The following is a 21,113-nucleotide window of genomic DNA, read 5'->3' on the forward strand; positions in this document are numbered from 1 at the left end:
CTCAGCGGCTGCTGCCAGCCCTGTGCTGGCCCGACGCTCGGCTGCACTCGTTGTTCTCAGTGGCCAGCAAAGTGGCCAGGCGCATGAACTCACATTGCTCCTGCGCTGACAAGGGCGCGAGAATTCGCTTTTGAGCATCTTCCATGTGCGGGATGGTCCGGCTCAGCAACTGTTCGCCGGATGGCGTCAAGGTCAACAGGCGCAGACGACGGTCGTCGGGCGAGGCATGGCGTTGTAACAGCGCGCGGGCTTCGAGCCGGTCGATCACTGCGGCGGTGGTGGAGGTGTCGAGTGCAATGCTGCGTGCAATGGTGCGCTGGTCTGCCTTGGGCTGGTTGTGGACCAGTTGCAAAACAGCGTATTGCACCGGTGTGATGTCAAGCTCCTGCGTCTCCTGATGGAAGATGCCCACCGCAATTTGCTGGAGCCGCCGAATCACATGACCGGGCTGCAGGGTGATGTCCACAGCGTCTGGGGTGTTGTTGTCCATGCCGTGAATTTTAGGATTGATGACCCACAAGGGTTTTCCCCAATTTGCGATTTGTCATTCATAAGTACACTGACGATATGTGTACTGATTTGTTTGGCCATTTCGAATTCTGAAATCAACGATGGAGACAAGCCATGAGTGAACAACAAGCAGTTCTGCCCGTTTTGGTTGCGGGTGGTGGTATTGGCGGCCTGGCCGCCGCCCTGGCCCTGGTGCGCCAGGGTTTCAAAGTGCAAGTGCTGGAGCAGGCCGAGCACATTGGCGAAATTGGCGCTGGCATTCAGCTCGGCCCCAACGCGTTTCATGCGTTTGATGCGCTGGGCGTGGGGGACAAGGCGCGCAGCCGCTCGGTGTTCACCGATTACATGGTGATGCACGACGCGCTCGACGAGTACCAGGTCGGCAAAATTCCGACGGGCGAGGCGTTTCGGGCGCGTTTCGGCAACCCCTATGCGGTGATTCACCGGGTTGACATTCACACCTCCCTGCTCGAAGGCGCGCAGGAAACCGGCCAGGTCGAGTTTCACACCAGCACCCGTATCGAGCGTGTCGAGCAGAGCGACACCCGTGTGACCGTATTCGATCAGAACGGCAAAGCCTGGACCGGGGTGGCGCTGATCGGCGCCGACGGCGGCAAGTCAGTGGTGCGCAAGCAGTATGTGAACGACCCGCCGCGCGTCACCGGTCATGTGGTGTACCGCTCTGTCATCGACCGCGCCGAGTTCCCCGAGAACCTGCAGTGGAATGCGGCCAGTATCTGGGTTGGCCCCATGTGCCATCTGGTGCACTACCCGCTGCGCGGCGGCGAGCAGTACAACGTGGTGGTGACCTTTCACAGCCGCAACACCGAGGAGTGGGGTGTCACTGAAGGCAGCAAGGAAGAGGTGCAAAGCTATTTCAAGGACATAAGCCCGAAAGCACGCCAGCTGATCGACCTGCCCAAACAGTGGAAACGCTGGGCCACTGCCGACCGCGAACCCATTGGCACCTGGGTGTTCGGCCGCGCCACCATTTTGGGTGATGCTGCGCACCCCACCACCCAGTACATGGCACAAGGTGCCTGCATGGCACTTGAAGATGCGGTGACACTGGGTGAAGCGCTGCGCGTGAATGGCAACGACTGGCCCAAGGCGCTCGATCTGTACCAGCGCTCGCGTGTGGCCCGCACGGCCCGCATCGTGCTCTCGGGCCGAGAAATGGGCCGCCTGTACCACGCCGCAGGTGTGGAGCGCCTGGTGCGCAACAGTCTCTGGAAAGGTCGTACCCCGGAGCGGTTTTATGACGCGATGGAGTGGCTGTACGGTTGGAATGTCAACAACTGTCTCGAACGCAATTGACCCCCCTATGCCGGCTTGCGCCGTCGTCCCCCCAAGGGGGACAGCACCTGCGGCCTGGCGGAGTCAGTTCCGCGGTGCTCCCGCTGAAGATACTCACTCATTAGGATCGAACATGAACGAACTTGGCCGACTGGAAGACTTGCCGCAAGACTACCGCGACGATCTGACCCAACTCAACCTGGTGCCGCTGTGGCCCAGCCTGCGCGCGGTGCTGCCGCCCAAAGTGCCGGCCCGCAAAACCCAGCCCGCGTTCTGGTCTTACCAGGCGCTGCGCCCGCTGCTGATGCGCGCAGGCGAACTCACTCCCATGGAGAAAGCCGAGCGCCGTGTGCTGGTGCTGGCCAACCCGGGCCACGGACTGGAAAAGATGCAGGCCAGTGCCGCCATGTACCTGGGGATGCAATTGCTGTTGCCCGGTGAATGGGCGCCATCGCACAAACACACACCCAATGCGGTGCGCATGATCGTCGAAGGCGAAGGTGCCTGGACCACAGTAGACGGCGAAAAGTGTCCAATGAGCCGGGGCGATCTGATCCTGACCCCTACCGGTCTGTGGCACGAGCACGGCCATGATGGCACTGAGCCGGTGGTCTGGCTGGATGTGCTGGACCTGCCCATCGTCTACTTTCTGGAAACCTCGTACGTCATCGAAGGTCAACGTCAGGTGCAAAAGACCAGCCGTGGCGACCGTGCCTGGACACGTGCCGGGGTGGTGCCCAGCCCGGTGTTTACCCGCAACGACAAGCGCAACCCGGTGTTGCGCTACCCCTGGGCCGATGCCCGCGCCGCGCTGCTGTCGCTGGCTGAAGACCAGCCTGAGCGAGAGGCGGTGCAAGTCACCTATATCAACCCGGAAACTGGTGGTGATGCCGAAAACATCCTGGGTTTTTACAGTCTGCTGCTGCGCCCGGGCCAGTCGCTCACGCTGCCGGCGCGCTCTCCCGCGCAGGTTTTCCATGTGATCGAAGGCGCGGTGAGCGCGCAGATCGTCGACAAGACCTTCACCCTGGCCGAGGCCGACACCTGCTGTGCCCCAGGCTACGAGGCGGTGACCTTGCGCAACCTGAACGCCGAGCAACCCGCGTTTGTATTCATCGCTGACGAAGCCCCGCTACACCGCAAGCTCGGTGTGTACGAGGTTCGCTGAAAGAAACACCTTGGCCACTGCGTCTTGACATCCCCACTTTGGACTGCCCACCATGACCGCCTACCTCTGGAATCCACCCGCCGTTCAATCGCTGCCGGTTCGCGGCAAGGCTGAACGTTTCCCGATCAACCGCCTGTTCTTTGTCGGCCGCAACTACCATGCCCACGCGGTGGAAATGGGCCGCCCCGTGGACAAGTCGGCCGAGCGACCGTTCTACTTCACCAAAGCACCGCAAACCCTGGTGCAAAGCGGTGCCACCATTGCCTACCCGCCTGGCACATCCAACTACCATTTCGAGATGGAGCTGGTGGTAGCGATTGGCACGCCGGGCTTTCGCGTGGCAGCTGATGAGGCCCACACGCTGATCTACGGTTACGCTGCCGGGCTGGACATGACCCGGCGCGACCTGCAACTGGTGGCGCGCGACAAGGGTCGCCCCTGGGACCTGGGCAAAGACGTCGAAGAGTCGTCGGTTTGTACAGAAATTGTGCCTCAAGCCCAAGTGGTGATATCGCAAGGCGCTATTTCTTTGGAAGTCAATGGGGTGACCCAACAGTCCTCCAATGTGGACAAACTGATCTGGAACATCCGCGAACTGATCGCTGATTTGTCTCAGTTCTATCATCTGCGACCGGGCGACCTGATCTATACCGGCACGCCCGAAGGCGTTGGGGCGGTGGTGGCAGGCGACCGCATCACTGGACGGGTCGAAGGCGTGGCCGAGGTGGCGCTGACCATCGGTGAGCCAGAATGAAGGCGATGCTTGCATCGTCATCGTTGAACTTCCCTGATCACCCAAGCCCATGAAACTCTACAACTTCTTTCGCAGCGGAACCTCGCACCGACTGCGCATTGCACTCAATCTCAAAGGTCTTGCACCCGAGTATGTGGCGGTGGACTTGCGCACCGAGCAGCACCTGAAAGATGCATTCAAGGCCATCAACCCGCAACAGCTGGTGCCGGCGCTGGCCCTGGATGATGGCCAGGTGCTGATCCAGTCGCCTGCCATCATCGAATGGCTGGAAGAAAGCTACCCAACCCCCGCGCTGCTACCAGTCGATACGCTGGCCCGTGCAAAGGTACGGGCGCTGGCTGCCATCGTGGGTTGCGATGTCCATCCCATCAACAACCGCCGAATTCTGGAGACGCTGCGCCATCAGTTCAAAGCCGACGAGGCGACCATCCATGCCTGGTGCAGCCATTGGATTGGGGCCGGATTTGACGCTTATGAAGCCTTGCTGGCCGCAGACACTCAGCGCGGTGCCTACAGTTTCGGCAAAACCCCGACTCTGGCCGATGTGTACCTGATCCCGCAGGTGGAAAGCGCGCGGCGCTTCAAGGTCGATCTGAGCCGTTGGCCGCTGATCAGCGCCATTGATCGCACTTGTGCCAGCCTGGCGGCGTTTCAGAATGCGGCGCCGGCCGTGCAGGCGGACGCGTCCTGAGTGGTGCTGGCCCAGCGGGCGTGATGGATCAGGGTCTGGCTGGAGTTGGCGCTGCGGCATCGGCCAGCAAAAGTGTCTTGTCCATCCAGGCGCGCAGGTCCTGCCACATCTTGAGCATTTCGGCATCGGTCGGGGTGCGTAGCGCGCTGGGCAGTTCCACCGTCACGACGGGCGTACCACGGTGCACACCGCCGTAGTTGCCCAGCGAACCCGGAAACACCCCAACCTGGTCCAGGTACAGCCGTCCAAGCTGGGTGGGCGGCATGACCGGGCCGTCAAAGTCCAGCACACCATAGGGTGCGTGGATGCTGACGATCACCTGCGGCTTGAAGTGGGCCATTTCGTCAAACAGGTACCTCGACTCAGGCTCACTCAGGGGTTTGCGCCCGGGCCAGCGACGTGGGTCTTTGCCGGTGCGCTTCTCCCAGTAGATCTTGGTCTCGCGCTGCCAGTTCGGGGTTGGAAAATTGCGGTTCAGGTCAACCCCGTTGGCGTTCATGCGCCAGGGCTTGGCTCGCAGCAAACCGTCGGGGTTGAGCACCGGGATGAAGCGCCAGTGGATTCGTTGTGGGTCCGTCTGAGCCAGTCTGAGCCAATGCAGCGCCACTGATGCAGACGACAGCTCGTCGCCGTGCATGGCGGCCACCAGCAAAACCCGCAGGCGTGGCGTTTGGGCTGCGATGTCGCGCACCAGAATGGGTCGCTTCTGCACACTGTGAGCACCGCTGGGTTGTAGTCGCGCGTCAGCACACAAGGTCTGAGAGACGTTGGGTAATTTTGTATAAAAATCGGCACAAGCCCATATAGGAGTATGGTTTATAGATATAAATAGAATAGCTGCAAGGGTTTGAATTGGGTGGCGCAAGAACATGGCTGGATTGTAAAAGGCCGGTGCCAGGTGGCGCTTTGGGCGATGGCTTGGCCATGCTCTGGTGAATTCGGTTAAATTCACCGCAATGTCGCCCAATTGCCCGCACCCGGCCGCGCAGTCGCCCGGATTTTCCAGCGCCGAGTTCCGTACCGCCTTGGGCATGTTCGCCACGGGTGTCACGATTGTCACGGCGCGCGCATCCGATGGCCAATTGGTCGGCCTGACCGCCAACTCCTTTAACTCGGTTTCCTTGTCGCCGCCGCTGGTGCTGTGGAGCCTGTCGCAGGCGGCACGTTCCATGGATGCCTTTCGCACTGGCTCGCACTATGCCATCAACATTCTGGCGGCCGACCAGCAGGCGCTGGCGTTGCGCTTTGCCAGCCGTGACCAGGACCGCTTTGAAGACCTGGCTTTTGCCCAGGGGCGATGTGGTGCCCCGCTGATTGCCGGTTGCGTTGCCAGTTTTGAGTGTTTCAACAGAAGCCGCTATGTGGAAGGGGACCATGTCATCTTTGTGGGCGAAGTCGAGCATTGCAGCCATCACGCGGGGGTGGCGCCACTGCTCTACCATGGCGGTCGGTTTTATACCGAGCATCCGCTTTGAGGTCCGATCGTTTGCGCGACCCGCAGGCGCTTACCGCCCTGGCAACACGACGTCCAGTTGTGCACCGCCCAGCGGGCTGCGTGTGATGTTGAGCTGACCCTGATGGCTGGCTACCAGGTCTTGCACCACCGCCAGACCAATGCCGTGACCCGGCACCTGTTCGTCAAGCCGCAGGCGTCTTTGTGGCGCGTTCTCCAGCGTGGCAAAACCCGGCCCGTCATCGGCAATGCGCAGGTGCAGCGCCCGGTTGTTCTGCCAGATGGCCACGGTCACCTGGGTCTTGGCCCATTTGGCCGCGTTGTCCATCAGGTTGCCCAGCAGCTCGAACGCATCACCTTCGTCGATTCGCCAGCCGAGTTCGGCTGAAATCTCCAGCGTCCAGCGCAAGGTCTTTTCGGCATGGACTTTGGTCAGCGTGTCGCGGATGCGTTGCACGATTGGCATCAAGGTCAGCGAGGGCGCAAACTTTGCTGCACCACCGGCGCTGGCACGTCCAAGCTGGTGCACCACAATGTCATGCATGCGGTCCACCTGCTGCGCCACCCGAGCCGGCAGTTCGGCGGGCTGGTCCAGGCTGGCACGCAGTGCGGCCAACGGGGTTTTGAGGCTGTGCGCCAGATCGTCCAGGGCGTTGCGATAGCGGGTTTGCCGCGCACGCTCCTGGTCAATCAGCAAGTTGAGGCTGTCGCCCAGCCCGGCCAGTTCGCGGGGGTAAGGCCCGCGGAGCCGGTCCTGCTGCCCGTGTTCGATCTGCTCGATCTCCCGCGCCATGCGCGTCAGCGGCACCAGACCCCAGCGCAACAGCAGTGTCTGAGCCAGCAACAACAGCAGCCCGCTGCCGCCCAGCCAGCGCCACAACGTGGCTTCAAAGGTGTGCAGCTCGCGGTCAAATCCAGCCTTGTCTTCGAGTACGTTGAAGCTCAACGTGGCTTGGCGCTCACTGGCCGACCATTTGACGCCATAGCGGGCGCCCAGGTAGCGGATGCCCGCCAGTGGCACGATGTCGAACTGCCAGTCACCAATGCGGGGCGGGCCGGAGTCTGGCAGTGGATGACCCACAGCCGAGGCCGAGCGCCACACCTGCCCACTGTCGACGCTGGTGATGCTGGCCAGCAGGCCAGACCCGGGCAGCTCCAGCCGGGGCTCGGCCAGCGCTGCGGGCATGATCAATAGACCTTGGCCATCCAGCTCGGCTCCGGCCATCAGCAGATAGACCGTGGCTTGCAGGCGCGAAAAGTGCTGCGTGCGCAGGCTGTCGGCGTAAGCCTGGCGCACCGCCCAGCCGGCAGCCGCCAAGAAAGCCAGCAACACGAGTGCGGCGCCCCAGACCAGACGGGTGCGGATCGACGTGGGTGACTTCACTGCAGCACGAAGCGGTAGCCGCGCCCACGCAGGGTTTCGATCGGCAGGTGTTGTCCGTGCGGGTCCAGCTTGCGGCGCAACCGACCAATCAGTACCTCCAGCACGTTACTGTCGCGGTCCTCATCGTGGGGGTAGAGGTAGTCAGACAGCTCCTGCTTGCTCACCACACGGGCACGCTCACGCACCAGATAGGCCAGCAGGCGGTATTCGAAGGTCGTGAGTTCCAGCGGCGCATTGTCCAAACTGGCCGTCTGCGCGGAAAAATCGATGCACAAGGGACCGAGTTGCAGTGCGTCGGAAGTGGCGTTGAGCGCGCGGCGCAGCAAAGCCTTCACACGTGCTGCCAACTCTGCAAACTCAAACGGCTTGCCCAGGTAGTCGTCGGCACCCGCTTCGAGCCCCTGTACCTTGTCCTGCCAGCTGGTGCGCGCGGTCAGCACAAGAATGGGCAGCGTACGCCCCTCCTGGCGTAAGGTTTGCACCACCTGCAGGCCGTTGAGTTTGGGCAAGCCCAAGTCGACGATGGCCAGATCCAGCGGGTACTCACGCGCCTGAAACAGGCCGTCTTCACCATCTGCGGCCAGGTCGACCCGATAACCCTGGGCTTCCAGCTGGCGCTTCAAGCCCAGCCGCAACACGGCGTCGTCTTCGATCACCAGCAAACGCATCGCACAAACCCGATCGGCTACTGGCTGCGGCCGCTGGTGGCATCGACCAGCACCACCCTCACCTCACCTTGCGGGGTGAGCAGCTTGACACGCCAAGCGGCGCGGCCATTGCGATCGGTTTTTTCAACCGACAACACTCGCGCACCGCTGGAACCCTGGGCCATCGACGCCGCCTCATTGCGGCTGACCTGCGCGTAACCCGACACGGGCGACGCCAGCAACAACACACTGAGCAAACAGGCAAGGGTTTTCATGATCGCGGCGGGTCAGACAAGTGGATGGGCAATGTTACCTGTGCTGGCCCGCGCCGGCTCACTCAACGCTCGATGGGGTCCACCGACACACGCACCCGCAGGAACTCGCCCGGGTGTTCGCGGGTGGTGGTGGTGAAGGTCTGACCCCGGTACTCGTAGGCGACCTGGTAGCCCGTGATGCGGGTTTGCGGTTCATAGACGGTACGGCAACGCGTTTCGGGGCGGCGTGCCAATTCCTGTGGGCGCTCATCGAGCGAAATAGTGTTGTCACGATTGGCGATCTTGTCGCCGGCAACAGCACCGATCATCACCCCCAGCGCGGTTGCGGCCGTGCGGCCACTACCGCGCCCAATCTGGTGGCCAATCACACCACCGGCAATGCCACCCAGGATAGCACCACCAATCTGGTGCTGTGAATTGGGCGAGGCTTGTTCGTAACTCACGCGGGCCGGGTGTGCATCGCGCCAATGTTGGGTGCATTCGTTGCGTGGCACGCTGATGTTTTCAACCAGGGGCTGGGCGCTGCGCACCCGTGCCTGGTCGGTGTAGGTTTGGGCGTTCAGGTTAAACAGGCTGGCACCCAGCAGGCTGGCGAGGATGATGCGTTTCATGAAGGACTCCTTGGTTTGCGGGTTGGTATGGCAGTCAGTGTGCGTGCACCTGCCTGAACCAAGGCTGAACGAAACTGAAATAGTTGTCGCCGGCCGAACGATTTTCACAGCCAACGCAAACCCCCTGTCAAACGGGCTTGAACCGTTCGTCAACCGGCACACGGTAGGCCACGGCCAGACGGTTGGTCTCGTGGGCCAGGCCCACCACGGCCAGCAGCTCGGCATATTGCGCTTCGGTCATACCCTTGGCACGGGCACCAGCCGTATGGGACGCCATGCAGTAGTCGCAGTTGTTGCTGATACTTACTGATACGTAAATCAGCTCTTTGGTCAATGGGTCAAGCGCACCATGGGCCATCACCTGCTTGATGTTGCTCCACAGGCGGCGCAAGGTATCGGGATGATGTGCCAGCACTTTCCAGAAGTTGTTGACCCAGTCAGTGTTGCGCGTGGCCATGATGTCGTCATAGACAGCGCGCACCTCGGGTGTGGCCTGGTCGTATTCAATCGGGGTTTGCAGTGACATAGAGATCCTTGTTGCACGGGTTGGGATGCGGTAGTGCCTGATTTTGATCCGGCCGGTGCGATACTTTGCGCTCCCTGCATTGATTTATCTGGCTGCCCTGATCGGCGCGCCGACCCCCACCCCAATGACTCGCACTCAAAACAAAACCGCAGCGACGGTGCAACGCAAACTGCACCTGGACGGCCTGGCTGTGGGCCTGCTGATCGTCTGCAGTGCGTTCTGGGGCTTTCAGCAGGTGCTGGTCAAAGCCACGATTGTTGAGATCGCCCCCGTTTTTCAGGCCGCGATGCGTTTTGGTGCGGCGACCGTGCTGCTGGCACTGTGGTGTCGCTGGCGCGGCATCGCGCTGCTGGGTCGTGACCAGTCGCTGTGGCCCGGTTTGCTGGCCGGTAGCCTGTTTGCGTTCGAGTTTGCCTGCCTCTACATTGGACTGCAGTATTCGGCGGCCTCACGTTTGACGGTGTTTCTCTACACCGCGCCGTTTTGGGTTGCGGCGTTGCTACCGTTTTGGGTGCATTCGGAGCGTCTGAGGCCACTTCAGTGGGTGGGTCTGGCATTGGCTTTTGTGGCGGTGCTGTATGCGCTGCGCGACGGGCTGGTGCAGGCGGCCAACCCGCACCAATGGCTGGGCGATGTGATGGCGCTGGCCGCGGGCCTGGCCTGGGGTCTGACCACGGTGACCATCCGCACCACCCGGCTGGCGGTGATTTCACCCGAGAAACTGCTGTTTTATCAAATTGGCGTCAGCGCCTTGCTGATGCCCGCTTTGTCGCTACTGCTTGGGGAGCATTGGCACACCGGTTTCAGCGGCTTTGCCATCACCTCGCTGCTGCTGCAAACCGTGGTGGGCGCATTTGCCAGTTACCTGGCCTGGATGTGGATGCTGGGGCGTTACCCGGCCACCAAAATTTCGGTCTTTGCCTTTCTGACACCGGTGTTTGCGCTGTTGTTTGGCGCGCTATGGCTGGGTGAGCCGGTCACCGTCACATTGATGGCAAGCCTGGCGCTGGTGGCCGTGGGCATCGTGCTGGTTAACCGCAAACCGACTGTTTAGTGGCCGGTGCACCCTGAAACCTTGGGGCCGTTCACGCCGAACGCGCTCAACTGTGCAAAATATCGCTGATCAGTTTGCCCAGAAGACTCAACACCAGCACCAGAAACAGCCGACGCAACCAGAGATTGCCGCCACGCATGGCCAGATGGCTGCCCGCATACGATCCAGCCATCATGGCGGCCATCATCGGTATCGCCAGTTCAAAACGCACAAACCCGGCCGGAATGAAGTAGGCCAGGGCACCCAGATTGGTGGCCATGTTGACCACCTTGGCGCAAGCGGTGGCGCGCATGAAATCAAAGTGAAACACCCGCACAAAAAGAAAGATCAGGAAGCTGCCCGCGCCAGGGCCAAAAAAACCTTCGTAAAAGCCGATCACCGAGCCCAATGCCAGTCCACGCGCCAAGTCGCGCTGACTGACCGGTCTCTGTGTGTCCTGTGCACCAAAGTCAGGGCGGAACCAGGTGTAGAGCAGCATCAGCACCAGCAAAACCACCACAAACGGCTTGATCCATTGGCCTGGCAACACCGCGATGGCGCGGGCACCCAGGTGGGCGCCACAAAACGCCAGGGCCGCCGTTGGCAGCACCAGACGCCAGGGCAGTGTCATGCGTTTGGCGTACTGACGTGCCGCAGTGGCCTGTCCCACCACCGAGGCGAGTTTTTCGGTTGCGAGAAGGCTTGCCGGCGTCACACTCGGGTAAAGGGTGAGCAGCCCGGGGATCAACACCAGGCCGCCACCGCCCACTGACGCGTTGAGCATGGCCGCCACAAAAGTCAGTGGCAGCAAGATGAAGAGCTCAGGGGTCATGGGCAGGGCGTGGGCAGGTCGGCAGGCTTGCATTGTCGCTGCGCTGGCGCCCAGCGTTAGGCGATGATGCCCATGGTTTCAAGGCACGGTTGTTGCTTGTTGCATCACCAAAACCCCTTGTCATGAACATCTCCGAGACCTTTGAAGCTGCTGTGCGCCGGCATGACCGGGGGGTGGCTGCGCTTGGCTTGTCGTTGTGGGTAGGGTCAGAGCCCACCTTCACCGACCGTCTTTCTCACGCGGCGCATTGGCTGTCCGCTGCACTGGGCGGCGACAAGTTGTTGCGTGCCCAGGCACTGCTGCGTGAGATGTGTGGGGGCAATCCGGCGGCCTTGACCCTGCGCAGCACCGGCCGCCAGTATCCGGGCGAGAAACATCCGCGCTGGAATCTCGGCCTTTTGCACAACCGCGATGGCAGCGTGTTGTGGCGCGGCCCGCCTGACCCGATGTTGTTGCGCGACCCGGTCGCGGCAGCGTTCGATCTGCCGCAGTGGGCCAAGGTGCTGGCTCAGACCTTCGCCGCGCAAGGATGGGCCACCCGCGTCAGCGAGCCAAGCCATGCGGATTCGGTCTGGCAGGTGCATACCACGGTGCAGGCTGGTACTGACTGGCAATTTGAGCTGTTTGCCGATGCCAACGGGCAGTACTTCGCACAGGAGGCACCCGAGAGCGAAGAGGTAACGACCTCCGAGGCGGTCGCCGGCCTGGTTAAGGGTACCCCGCGCACACCGGCTCTGACGCTGCCACCCATCCTTGAGGTGGCGCAATTGCGTCAAGTGCTGGCGTGCATTGAACGTGCGGCAGTCCTGTGTACCCTGCCGGCGTTGGCATGGTACGGCGCAATGCCGCCGGTGGACGACACCCTGGCGCTGACCACTGTCACACCAGACCCGGCAGTGATTGAGATCAATTGCGCGCCCAGTGCCAATGCGTTCGAGTTCTTGCAGCGCAGCCAGCTGGTGTATGACTGTGCCCAAAGGCAGGGTCTGTCGCCCTACCGCCTGTATTACAACGGTATGGTTGCTGACTCGGGCGGTGCCGGGCAGATCACGCTGGGTGGCCCGTCGCCTCTGCAAAGCCCTTTTTTGCAATACCCGACGCTGCTGCCACGGCTGGTGCGTTATCTGAATCAACACCCTGCACTGTCCTACCTGTTTGCGCACGACCACCTTGGCAGCAGCGGGCAGTCGGTGCGCGCCGATGAGCGCGGCCAGGATGCCATTGACGATCTCCAACTCGAACTGGCCTTGCTGGCGCAACAAACCGAGGTCGAGCCTGAGCGCTTGTGGCGCAGCATGGCACCTTTTTTGTGCGACGCCAGTGGCAACAGTCACCGCGCCGAGATCAATATTGAAAAGCTGTGGAACCCGTATCTGCCTTGGCGCGGCTGTCTGGGCCTAGTTGAGTTTCGTGCGTTGCGGATGCAACACAGCCCGGAGCGCGCGACCGCCCTGGCATGTCTGTTGCGTGCGGTGGTGGCGATGGCACTGCGCCAAAGCGAGCCTGCGGCGCTGATCGACTGGGGGCGTGAGTTGCATGACCGGTTTGCGCTGCCGTTTTACCTGGCGCAGGACATGCAGGCGGTGTTGGCGCAGCTCGACCAAAGTGGGCTGGGGCTGGGACTGCCGATTGAACGGGTGCTGCGCCAAGATGAATTCAGGTTCTTGGGACAACTGGAGATTGCCGATGGCACCCTTGAGTTGCGTCGGGCGATCGAGTTTTGGCCGTTGTTGGGTGATAGCGCCAGCCCCGAGCAGTCTGGCACCTCGCGGTTGGTGGACGCCAGCACCGCGCGCGTCGAGCTGCGCTGGCGACCCAAGCGCCAAGCTGACGCAGCGGCCGCATCGCAAGCCTGGGATTGGTACGCGGGCGACATCCGTTTGCCGATGCGCGCCGAGTGCGACGACGACGGGCCGCTGCAGGTGCTGGGGCTGCGCTATCGCAGCTTTGTGCCTAAAGCGGGGCTGCACCCCTCATTGGGCGTCCAGGCGCCACTGACGCTGCAATTGTGCCCACGTGCCGGACCGTTGAAGTATGTGGTGCAGTGGCACGAATGGCATCCCCTCGGTACCGGTTATGACGGACTGCCATCAGATTTGCAGCAAGCGCAGGCGCGCCGTCTGGAGCGGCTTACGCTGTGCTGCGAAACCCTGCCCACTGATCAGCCGGCTGCGCCGGGCGCACCGGCATCGGCGGGCATACGACCCTACTGCGTGGACTTGCGTTACCCAGGAGCAGGCGGCAAGGCTTAGGCCAGGCGACACCTTGGGAAGTGGAGAGGCAGAATCATTGCCTTTTGAATGTCACTATCTTTATAGCTATAAACGCGCGATATAAATGGCCTGATGTCGTTTTTCATTCACAAACAGGTTCCATGTGCCCATCCGTCAATTTGGAACTCGTGATACGCGCCTACCCGTGAAAAGACCCTATGAGCATGTAAACTTTACACGCACCGAAAAGAAGTTGAGTTGAGCGACGGGCGACCTCGCTGACTCTATTTCGCCAGTATCTGGTTTTGGTTGCGAGTATGGAGTTCTTCGAAATGAATAAGTTGTTCCGCGTTTGGGACAGATTCGGCCTGCAGTTCAAGCTACAACTGCTGATCCTCGGATTTTTGACCCTGATCCTGTTTGCCGCCCAACATTGGGTGATTAACCGGTTTGAACAGCAGATCATGAGCGCGGCGCGCCACCGCACGGTCACCGTGGCAGACGGTGCCATCAATGGTCTCAATACGTTGATGGACACCAAACTGGGTGACAAGGATGTCATCAGCGACCCCAAAGCCAGGGCGCTGTTCATCAAGCAGATCGGCGTTTCTGACAATATTGTTGAGTTGCGCGTGATTCGGGCCAAAGGCACCGATGATGAATATGGTGAAGGATTGCCACAGGAAAAACCAGTGGACGCGCTTGATCACAGTGTGATCAGCAGTGGCAAGACCGAGTTCCAGCTCAGTCGCACCGCTGACGGAGGGGCCACGCTGCGGGTGGTTATGCCCTTCGTGGCTGAGAAAGAGTTCCGCACCAGCAAATGCCTGGAATGCCACGCCGTCGAACCCAAGACTGTGCTCGGGGCGGCCAGCGTCACGATGGACATCAAAGAAGATGTGCTGGCCATCGAAAGCATCCGCCAGTGGGTATGGATGGGTATGGTGGTGCTGTTGGTGGTGCTGTTTCTGGTGATTGGCCTGATCGTTCAGCGTCTGCTGCGGCAACTTGGCGGTGAGCCGATGTATGTGATTGACATCCTCAAGGGAATCTCGCGCGGTGATCTCACACACGACATTGCAACCCGCAAACACGATGACCACAGCTTGCTGGCAGCCATGAAGGTGATGCAGCAGGGACTGCGTGAGGTGGTGAGTGAGATGCAGTCGGTGGTTTCCAAAGCTGCTCAGGGCGACTTGTCGCAACGCATTGATCTGGAACAAAAGCAGGGTTTTGCGCGTGATTTGGGTGACCGGGTCAACGCATTGACCGACGCCACGACCCGCATCAAGATGGCTTTGGATAACGCCTCGACCAGCGTGATGATTGCCGATGCACAAGGCAGAATCATCTACATGAATCAGGCCGTGACAACCCTGATGCGGGCGGCGCAGGACGACATCGCCGAGGTGTTGCCGCTGTTTCGCGCCGACCAGATTGTGGGTGATAGTCTGGAGCCCGTGATGGACGCAGGAGCATGGCCGCATGGCCCGCTGTCTGCGCTGTCCAACGCACACAGTGCAGATGTGCGCCTGGGTGAGCGAATTTTTGGCGTCATTGCCGCCCCGGTGCGTGATGATCGGGGCCACCACCTGGGTGCCATCATCGAGTGGCGTGACCGCGCGCTGGAGATAGCCGAGCAGGCGCAAGCGCGTGCCAATGCCCGCATCCGTCAGGCGCTCGACAAGTGCACCACCAACGTGATGATTGCGAACGCCAATCACGACATCGTGTACATGAATGAGACCGCCACCGCCATGATGCAGCGCAACCAGGTCGAGTTGCGCAAATCATTGCCGCATTTCGATGCAAACCAGCTGATTGGGCAAAACATCGATGTGTTCCACCGGCAACCCGACCACCAGCGCCGGCTGCTGGAAACGCTTGCTGGCAGCCATCGGGCGCAAATCAGCATTGGCACGTTACATTTCGGCTTCATTGCCAACCCGATCCTGGACGGGCAGGGCCAGCGCGTAGGCACCGTGGTGGAGTGGCTGGACCGCACGGCCGAGGTCAATGTCGAGAACGAAATTGCCAGCATCGTCGAAGGCGCATCGCATGGCGACTTTCGCCAGCGACTGCAACCGGCTGGCAAGAGCGGCTTTTTCCTGACCCTGACGCACAGCATGAACAAGCTGCTCGACACCAGCGAGTTGGGGCTAAGCGACGTCGCCGAACTGCTGGCCGCTTTGGCTGAGGGGGATCTCACGCAACGCATGGAACGTGATTACGCGGGACTTTTTGGCCGCGTGAAAGACAGCGCCAACGCAACGGTCGAGAACCTGACCCGGGTGATCGACGAGGTTAGCGCCGCATCCCGGGCTCTGACCGGTGCCGCCAATCAAGTGAGCGCCACGGCACAATCATTGTCGCAGGCGGCCAGCGAGCAGGCAGGGTCGGTCGAGCAGACCCGTGGCAACGTGGATGCCATCTCGGCCTCAATCAATCAAAACAGTGATAACGCCCGAATGACCGATGGCATTGCTACCCAAAGCAGCCGCGAGGCGGTGGAGGGTGGTCGCGCGGTGAACCAGACCGTGGCGGCGATGAAGCAAATAGCGGCCAAAATTGGCATCGTGGACGACATTGCCTACCAGACCAACCTGCTGGCTCTCAATGCTGCCATTGAAGCGGCTCGGGCCGGCGAGCATGGCAAGGGGTTTGCGGTGGTGGCCGCAGAAGTGCGCAAACTGGCCGAACGCAGCCAGGAGGCGGCTCACGAGATCGGCGAGCTGGCCAACACCAGTGTTTCGACCGCTGAGCATGCCGGCCAATTACTCGATCAGATTGTGCCCAATGTGCAAAAGACGAGTGCGCTGGTGCAAGAGATCGCCACCGCCAGCGTTGAGCAGAGTAAATCTGTCACCCAAATTGGTGGCGCCATGGGTCAGTTGTCGCGTGCCACCCAGCAAAACGCCTCGGCGGCCGAAGAACTCGCCGCCACCAGTGACGAACTGTCGGCACAGGCGGAACAATTGCAGCACAGCATCGCGTTTTTCAACACCGGCGTCGGCGGGCGCTGAAGCGCCTGGTTTTTTAATGCTCGAGGCACAACCCGCTGGGCAGACGCGCCAGCCGGGCATGAAACGGTGGTTGGGCTAGAGGTTACCGAGTTTGCGAAACAGCGTGCGTTCGCTGACACCTAGACGGCGCGCGAGCGTCGGACGATCGCCCTGGTGTGCGGCCAACGCCCAGCGCAGATATCGGTGCTCATTCTCCTTGAGCGTCAGCCAGGTGCCGCTGCTGTTGGCTGTCTGCGTGGCAGGACTGGCTTCCGCCTCGACATCCAGGTCCAGGATATGCCTGGGCTCGATTTCATCACCGTCGGCCAGCAGGCTGGCCCGTTCGAGCAGGTTACGTAACTCGCGGATGTTGCCTGCGAAAGGCATCTCTGCCAGCAGCAGCGAAGCCTCCGAACTCAAATGCAATGCACGACCCGCCGCCACGCGTGAAAGCAGCGATTGCGCCAGCAATGTCAGGTCGGACGCGCGTTCACGCAACGATGGCGTGTGGATCGGAAAGGTGTTGATGCGAAAGTACAGATCATGGCGAAAGGTTTCCGCCTTCACCATCGCCTCCAGGTCATGGTGCGTTGCCGAGATCAGACGAAAGTCGGCTGCCAGCACCTCGACACCACCAACCCGCCGAAAGGTACCGGTTTCAAGCAGGCGCAGCAGCTTGACTTGCAGCGTTAGTGGCAGGTCGCCAATCTCATCGAGAAACAAGGTGCCACCACTGGCGGCCTCGATCAGGCCCTGTTTGCGGTGCGTTGCACCGGTAAACGCGCCCTTTTCGTAACCAAACAGTTCACTCTCAAAGAGGGTTTCCGTCAGCCCCGAGCAATCCACAGCCACAAAGGGCTGGGCCGCCCTGGAACTGCCTTCGTGGATCGCCCGTGCGACGAGTTCCTTGCCAGTGCCGGTTTCGCCAAGCAGCATCACCGCGGCCATGGATGGCGCAACACGCATTACCCGTGCCAGCATGCGTGTAAAGGTCGGCGAGCGTCCGACCAGCCCTTGCGCAGCGGGTCGGCTGCTGGCCTGGCGCACCACGCGCATGGTCTCAACATACAGCGCTCGTTCGCCGTTGTCGTCGCGGATGGGCGTGGTTTCAACATCGACATGCTCTTCGCCATGGGCGGTGTAGTGAAGATGGAGCACGCGTTTCTTTTGTCCGCTGCTGCGGCTTTCCTGCAAAGGGCACGATTCACCCGCCTGGTCGCAGGGCACGCTAAAGCGGTGCGACACCTCATAGCAGCGCCGACCAACCACCGGAGCGTCATTGCTGAAATCGCGCAAATAGGCCGGGTTGGCGGACAGGATGCGGTACTCGCCATCCATGACGATGCTTGGCTCGTCAAACGAATCCAGAAACGAGCTGATCTTGTTCAGGTTCACACCCAACTCCCAAGGCCATTGAATGCCAATTATGGCACTTTAAATGAACTGGTGCCGCCAATATTGACACACTCCTCGACCCCTTGACGCTGACAAAGAAAAATAATCAATGTTTTCAATGGGTTAAACAGTTTCTACAGTGGCCCGGTATTTGCAATCATTTTGGCGAGAGTAGCCATCGATTTCATAACCCCTGAACGGGAGTACCACCATGAGCCTGATCCACCTGCAACATGTCGCCGCACAAACCGCAGAAACTACCGCAACCTTGTTGGTTTACCTGCCAATTTTGGTGTTGCTGGTTCCGCTGTTGCTGCTCTACATTCCGCTGCACTCGCTCGGCGTGTCGTTCAACTGGTTTTCCAAGCTTCTGTTCGGATCCCACAAAGCCAAAGCAGCAACGGCGCTCATGGCCCGCTGAGGCCTGAGTCAAACCTTTGCTGCTGATGGACTCGCCACGCGAGTTCTGAGGGGTCACGGTGGGGGCACAAAGCGCCACTTGCGGTGCGGACGTCATGGCAAGACTTGGCTGACCCCACCGAGTCAAGCCTGGTGACTTCTGGCTGATCAATCGTAACCGGTGCACGCCGGAACTCCACTGGCGCAGGCGTAAACTTAGGTCCCATTTCAACATCAAATAGAGACCTGTATGAGCCTGAATCTGTCGACAAAAATCCGTGCGGTGGCCCTCGTGGGGCATGGCGCCGTGGGAAAAACAACTCTGGTTGAGAGCCTGCTGGCAGCCACCGGCGCCATCGCCAGCCGTGGTGCAGTGGAAAAAGGCAACACCGTGTGTGACTTTGACCCGGTTGAGAAACAACTGGGCTTCTCGCTTCAGTCCTCGCTGGTTAGCCTCAACACCGCCGACACGCTGATCCACCTGATCGACACCCCCGGTTACCCTGACTTTGCCGGCCAGACCATTGGCGCACTGGCGGCGGTCGACACAGCACTGATTGTCATCAGTGCCCAGACGGGCATTGAGTTGACTGCCGAGCGCATGTTCGACCTGGCAGGCGAGCGTGGTCTGTGCCGCATGATCGTCATCAACAAGATCGACGCCGAGAACATTGACCTGAACGCCCTGGTCGATCAGGTGCGCGAGCGTTTTGGCAAGCAGTGCCTGCTGCTGGATTTGCCCACACAGCACGGGCAGGACGTGGTCGAGCTGCTGGGGCATGACGACGGCGAGAGTGACTTTGCCTCGGTCGCCGCCGCGCACCGCGCGTTGATCGACCAACTGGTCGAAGAAGACGACGACCTGATGGCGCGCTACCTCGAAGATGGCACGGACCCCAGCCCGCAAGAACTGCACGCGCCGTTCGAAAAAGCGCTGCGCGAAGGCCATCTGATTCCGATCCTGTTTGTCTCGGCCAAGACCGGTGCCGGCGTGCCGCAACTGCTCGACGCCCTGGCCAAGCTGGCACCCAACCCCGCTGAGGGCAACCCACCACCGTTTTACAAAGGCGAACCCGGCGCTGAACCCCAGGCGTTTGCCGCGCAGCCCGACGACGCACTGCATGTGCTGGCCCATGTATTCAAGATTGTGGTGGACCCGTTCATTGGAAAGGTCGGTGTGTTTCGCGTGCATCAGGGCACCATCCGCAAAGAGGGGCAGCTGTTTGCCGGCTCGGCCAAACGACCGTTCAAGGTGGCGCACCTGTACCGCTTGCAAGGCAAAGAGTACGTCGAAGTGCCAGCATTGGTGCCGGGCGACATTGGCGCTGTGGCCAAGGTGGATGAGATCGACTTTGACTGTGTGCTGCACGACTCACACGACGAAGACGACATCCATTTGAAACCGCTGGTGTTTCCCCAGCCCATGCAGGGCCTGGCGGTGCAGACCAAGCGCAAAGGCGACGAGCAACGGTTATTTGAAATCTTGCATAAACTTGAACTGGAGGATCCGTGTTTCACAGTGGAGCGCCACCCTGGCACCAACGAAACCATCATCCGCGGTTTGGGCGACATGCACCTGCGCTCCAAGATGCTGCGCATGCAGCAACAGTTCAAGCTGGAGCTCGACACCAGCGTGCCCCAGATTGCCTACCGCGAGACGATTTTGGGCAAGGCCGAAGGCCACTGCCGACACAAGAAACAAAGTGGTGGTGCGGGTCAATTCGGCGAAGTGATGTTGCGGGTAGAGCCTTTGGCGCGCGGGGCTGGCTTTGAGTTTGTTGACATCGTGAAAGGCGGTGCCATTCCCGGCGTATTCATGGCAGCGGTTGAAAAGGGTGTGCAGCAGGCGCTGGCCGAAGGCGCCGTGGGCGGTTTTCCGTTGCATGACTTGCGTGTCATCGTGCACGACGGCAAGACCCACGCGGTGGACGGCAAAGAAGTGGCGTTTGTGGCAGCAGCGCGCAAGGCCACACTCGAAGCGGTACGGGCGGCCAACCCGATCGTGCTGGAGCCGTTGGTGAACATCGAGGTGGTGGCGCCCGAGTCAGCCATCGGTGACCTCACCGGTGACCTGGCCAGCAAACGCGGCCACATCACCGGCACGCAACCGCGCCCGGCGGGCACGGTGGCCATCAGCGGTCAGATGCCGCTGGCCGAGTTGGGTGACTACCAAAGCCGCCTCAAGTCGCTCACCGGCGGGCAGGGTTCGTACAGCCTGGCGTTTTCGCATTACGCGCAGGTCAGTGCGGACACGCAAGCCAAGCTGGCGGCGGCCTTCAAGCCCGCCAATCTCGGCGACGATTAAGCCAGCGCAGGGTTGCGCTGGCCCGATTGGGTTGGCGCGGCCCAGGGTTGCACCATGGCACACCACCTGCTGTTGGCCTATTCGACCACCGACGGACACACCCTGCATATTTGTGAGCGTTTGCAGTTTGTCATGACGGCGCTGGGCCAGCGCGTCACGCTGGTGCCACTGAATCAGGCGAGTGAGCTCAATCTCAACAAGTTTGAGCGCATTGTGATTGGGGCCAGCATCCGTTATGGTCGTCATCAAGCCGAGGTCGCACAGTTCATCGAGCAGAACCGGGGCTTTCTGGAAAGCAGGCCCAGCGCGTTTTTCAGCGTCAACATCGTGGCGCGCAAACCCAACAAGAACCGGCCCGAGACCAACCCGTATTTCAAGAAATTCATGCGCCACATCCGCTGGACGCCGCAGTTGGCGGCAGTGTTTGCCGGCAAGCTCAACTACCCGATCTACCATTGGTTTGACCGCCAGATGATTCGGCTGATCATGCTGATCACCCATGGCCCGACCGACCCGACCGCCGTGGTTGAGTTCACCGACTGGGCGCAAGTGGAAGCCTTTGCCCACGCAGTTTGTGAGTTGCCCGTGCCAGTCGATCCCTTGCCGGTAGCGCCCTGAT

General features: G+C 60.9%; 20 protein-coding genes. 11 read left to right on the forward strand and 9 right to left on the reverse strand.

Annotated features, from left to right (window positions below):
- Position 1: 1 nt before the first annotated feature.
- Entirely contained in the window at positions 2-490 is a 489-nt protein-coding gene (locus tag KBF66_RS00140) for a MarR family transcriptional regulator (protein WP_296649928.1), read from the reverse strand.
- A gap of 134 nt (positions 491-624) precedes the next feature.
- Here KBF66_RS00140 and KBF66_RS00145 point away from each other — a divergent pair, with 134 nt between their 5' ends.
- From KBF66_RS00145 to maiA, 4 genes are all read left to right on the forward strand, one after another.
- Entirely contained in the window at positions 625-1,827 is a 1,203-nt protein-coding gene (locus KBF66_RS00145; RefSeq protein WP_296649930.1) for a 3-hydroxybenzoate 6-monooxygenase, read from the forward strand.
- A 112-nt stretch (positions 1,828-1,939) separates the two neighbouring features.
- Entirely contained in the window at positions 1,940-2,974 is a 1,035-nt protein-coding gene (locus tag KBF66_RS00150) for a cupin domain-containing protein (RefSeq protein WP_296649935.1), read from the forward strand.
- A gap of 52 nt (positions 2,975-3,026) precedes the next feature.
- Positions 3,027-3,728 carry a fumarylacetoacetate hydrolase family protein gene (locus KBF66_RS00155; RefSeq protein ID WP_296649939.1) on the forward strand — a complete coding sequence of 234 codons (702 nt, stop codon included), beginning with the start codon at positions 3,027-3,029 and terminating at the stop codon, positions 3,726-3,728.
- 49 nt (positions 3,729-3,777) lie between these two features.
- Complete coding sequence (gene maiA, locus KBF66_RS00160; RefSeq protein WP_296649942.1) at positions 3,778-4,419, forward strand: maleylacetoacetate isomerase; 642 nt, start codon at positions 3,778-3,780, stop codon at positions 4,417-4,419.
- A gap of 28 nt (positions 4,420-4,447) precedes the next feature.
- On the opposite strand, the gene KBF66_RS00165 is transcribed toward maiA, so the two are convergent.
- On the reverse strand, positions 4,448-5,131 hold the full coding sequence (locus tag KBF66_RS00165; RefSeq protein ID WP_296649943.1) for a M14 family zinc carboxypeptidase: 684 nt from the start codon (positions 5,129-5,131) through the stop codon (positions 4,448-4,450).
- 244 nt (positions 5,132-5,375) lie between these two features.
- Between KBF66_RS00165 and KBF66_RS00170 the strand changes: the two genes are divergently transcribed.
- Positions 5,376-5,894, forward strand: coding sequence for a flavin reductase family protein (locus KBF66_RS00170; RefSeq protein WP_296649946.1), 519 nt, complete (start codon positions 5,376-5,378; stop codon positions 5,892-5,894).
- A 30-nt stretch (positions 5,895-5,924) separates the two neighbouring features.
- Here KBF66_RS00170 and KBF66_RS00175 read toward each other — a convergent pair whose 3' ends face one another.
- From KBF66_RS00175 to KBF66_RS00195, 5 genes are all read right to left on the reverse strand, one after another.
- Entirely contained in the window at positions 5,925-7,256 is a 1,332-nt protein-coding gene (locus tag KBF66_RS00175) for an ATP-binding protein (RefSeq protein ID WP_296649951.1), read from the reverse strand.
- Positions 7,253-7,924 carry a response regulator transcription factor gene (locus KBF66_RS00180; protein WP_296649956.1) on the reverse strand — a complete coding sequence of 224 codons (672 nt, stop codon included), beginning with the start codon at positions 7,922-7,924 and terminating at the stop codon, positions 7,253-7,255. The genes KBF66_RS00175 and KBF66_RS00180 overlap by 4 nt, the downstream gene beginning before the upstream one ends.
- A 17-nt stretch (positions 7,925-7,941) precedes the next feature.
- Positions 7,942-8,178, reverse strand: coding sequence for a PepSY domain-containing protein (locus KBF66_RS00185; protein WP_296649960.1), 237 nt, complete (start codon positions 8,176-8,178; stop codon positions 7,942-7,944).
- Positions 8,179-8,240: 62 nt separating this feature from the next.
- A complete protein-coding gene (locus KBF66_RS00190; protein WP_296649963.1) occupies positions 8,241-8,789 on the reverse strand; it encodes a glycine zipper 2TM domain-containing protein in 549 nt (182 codons plus the stop codon).
- Positions 8,790-8,916: 127 nt separating this feature from the next.
- Positions 8,917-9,315: a carboxymuconolactone decarboxylase family protein gene (locus tag KBF66_RS00195; protein WP_296649969.1), complete on the reverse strand. Its 399-nt coding sequence runs from the start codon at positions 9,313-9,315 to the stop codon at positions 8,917-8,919.
- A gap of 124 nt (positions 9,316-9,439) precedes the next feature.
- Between KBF66_RS00195 and KBF66_RS00200 the strand changes: the two genes are divergently transcribed.
- Positions 9,440-10,369 (forward strand): DMT family transporter, encoded by a 930-nt coding sequence (locus KBF66_RS00200; protein WP_296649973.1) that lies wholly within the window; start codon positions 9,440-9,442, stop codon positions 10,367-10,369.
- Positions 10,370-10,415: 46 nt separating this feature from the next.
- On the opposite strand, the gene KBF66_RS00205 is transcribed toward KBF66_RS00200, so the two are convergent.
- The gene (locus KBF66_RS00205; protein WP_296649976.1) at positions 10,416-11,180 is read right to left on the reverse strand and encodes a TSUP family transporter; all 765 of its coding nucleotides are present in this window, start codon (positions 11,178-11,180) and stop codon (positions 10,416-10,418) included.
- Between the two features lie 122 nt (positions 11,181-11,302).
- Between KBF66_RS00205 and KBF66_RS00210 the strand changes: the two genes are divergently transcribed.
- Entirely contained in the window at positions 11,303-13,432 is a 2,130-nt protein-coding gene (locus KBF66_RS00210) for a transglutaminase family protein (protein ID WP_296649981.1), read from the forward strand.
- A 293-nt stretch (positions 13,433-13,725) separates the two neighbouring features.
- Positions 13,726-16,416: a methyl-accepting chemotaxis protein gene (locus KBF66_RS00215; RefSeq protein ID WP_296649984.1), complete on the forward strand. Its 2,691-nt coding sequence runs from the start codon at positions 13,726-13,728 to the stop codon at positions 16,414-16,416.
- 75 nt (positions 16,417-16,491) lie between these two features.
- Here the strand turns inward: KBF66_RS00215 and KBF66_RS00220 are convergent, their stop codons facing one another.
- The gene (locus KBF66_RS00220; RefSeq protein WP_365732521.1) at positions 16,492-17,790 is read right to left on the reverse strand and encodes a sigma 54-interacting transcriptional regulator; all 1,299 of its coding nucleotides are present in this window, start codon (positions 17,788-17,790) and stop codon (positions 16,492-16,494) included.
- A gap of 211 nt (positions 17,791-18,001) precedes the next feature.
- On the opposite strand from KBF66_RS00220, the gene KBF66_RS00225 reads away from it, so the two are divergent.
- The 3 genes from KBF66_RS00225 to hemG all read left to right on the forward strand — a co-directional run bounded on the left by KBF66_RS00225 (position 18,002) and on the right by hemG (position 21,112).
- The gene (locus KBF66_RS00225; protein ID WP_296649992.1) at positions 18,002-18,211 is read left to right on the forward strand and encodes a hypothetical protein; all 210 of its coding nucleotides are present in this window, start codon (positions 18,002-18,004) and stop codon (positions 18,209-18,211) included.
- Between the two features lie 228 nt (positions 18,212-18,439).
- The gene (fusA, locus tag KBF66_RS00230) at positions 18,440-20,494 is read left to right on the forward strand and encodes an elongation factor G (RefSeq protein ID WP_296649996.1); all 2,055 of its coding nucleotides are present in this window, start codon (positions 18,440-18,442) and stop codon (positions 20,492-20,494) included.
- Positions 20,495-20,548: 54 nt separating this feature from the next.
- On the forward strand, positions 20,549-21,112 hold the full coding sequence (gene hemG / locus KBF66_RS00235) for a menaquinone-dependent protoporphyrinogen IX dehydrogenase (protein WP_296650001.1): 564 nt from the start codon (positions 20,549-20,551) through the stop codon (positions 21,110-21,112).
- Position 21,113 lies beyond the last annotated feature (1 nt).

The organism is Rhodoferax sp., assembly GCF_018063565.1.
GTDB lineage: Bacteria > Pseudomonadota > Gammaproteobacteria > Burkholderiales > Burkholderiaceae_C > Rhodoferax.

Bases quoted from the DNA above. Each gene is read 5' to 3' on its own strand.
- KBF66_RS00140 (WP_296649928.1), bottom strand. From the start codon at position 490: ATGGACAACAACACCCCAGACGCTGTGGACATCACCCTGCAGCCCGGT.
- KBF66_RS00145 (WP_296649930.1), top strand. From the start codon at position 625: ATGAGTGAACAACAAGCAGTTCTGCCCGTTTTGGTTGCGGGTGGTGGT.
- KBF66_RS00150 (WP_296649935.1), top strand. From the start codon at position 1,940: ATGAACGAACTTGGCCGACTGGAAGACTTGCCGCAAGACTACCGCGAC.
- KBF66_RS00155 (WP_296649939.1), top strand. From the start codon at position 3,027: ATGACCGCCTACCTCTGGAATCCACCCGCCGTTCAATCGCTGCCGGTT.
- maiA (WP_296649942.1), top strand. From the start codon at position 3,778: ATGAAACTCTACAACTTCTTTCGCAGCGGAACCTCGCACCGACTGCGC.
- KBF66_RS00170 (WP_296649946.1), top strand. From the start codon at position 5,376: ATGTCGCCCAATTGCCCGCACCCGGCCGCGCAGTCGCCCGGATTTTCC.
- KBF66_RS00180 (WP_296649956.1), bottom strand. From the start codon at position 7,924: ATGCGTTTGCTGGTGATCGAAGACGACGCCGTGTTGCGGCTGGGCTTG.
- KBF66_RS00185 (WP_296649960.1), bottom strand. From the start codon at position 8,178: ATGAAAACCCTTGCCTGTTTGCTCAGTGTGTTGTTGCTGGCGTCGCCC.
- KBF66_RS00190 (WP_296649963.1), bottom strand. From the start codon at position 8,789: ATGAAACGCATCATCCTCGCCAGCCTGCTGGGTGCCAGCCTGTTTAAC.
- KBF66_RS00195 (WP_296649969.1), bottom strand. From the start codon at position 9,315: ATGTCACTGCAAACCCCGATTGAATACGACCAGGCCACACCCGAGGTG.
- KBF66_RS00200 (WP_296649973.1), top strand. From the start codon at position 9,440: ATGACTCGCACTCAAAACAAAACCGCAGCGACGGTGCAACGCAAACTG.
- KBF66_RS00205 (WP_296649976.1), bottom strand. From the start codon at position 11,180: ATGACCCCTGAGCTCTTCATCTTGCTGCCACTGACTTTTGTGGCGGCC.
- KBF66_RS00210 (WP_296649981.1), top strand. From the start codon at position 11,303: ATGAACATCTCCGAGACCTTTGAAGCTGCTGTGCGCCGGCATGACCGG.
- KBF66_RS00215 (WP_296649984.1), top strand. From the start codon at position 13,726: ATGAATAAGTTGTTCCGCGTTTGGGACAGATTCGGCCTGCAGTTCAAG.
- KBF66_RS00225 (WP_296649992.1), top strand. From the start codon at position 18,002: ATGAGCCTGATCCACCTGCAACATGTCGCCGCACAAACCGCAGAAACT.
- fusA (WP_296649996.1), top strand. From the start codon at position 18,440: ATGAGCCTGAATCTGTCGACAAAAATCCGTGCGGTGGCCCTCGTGGGG.
- hemG (WP_296650001.1), top strand. From the start codon at position 20,549: ATGGCACACCACCTGCTGTTGGCCTATTCGACCACCGACGGACACACC.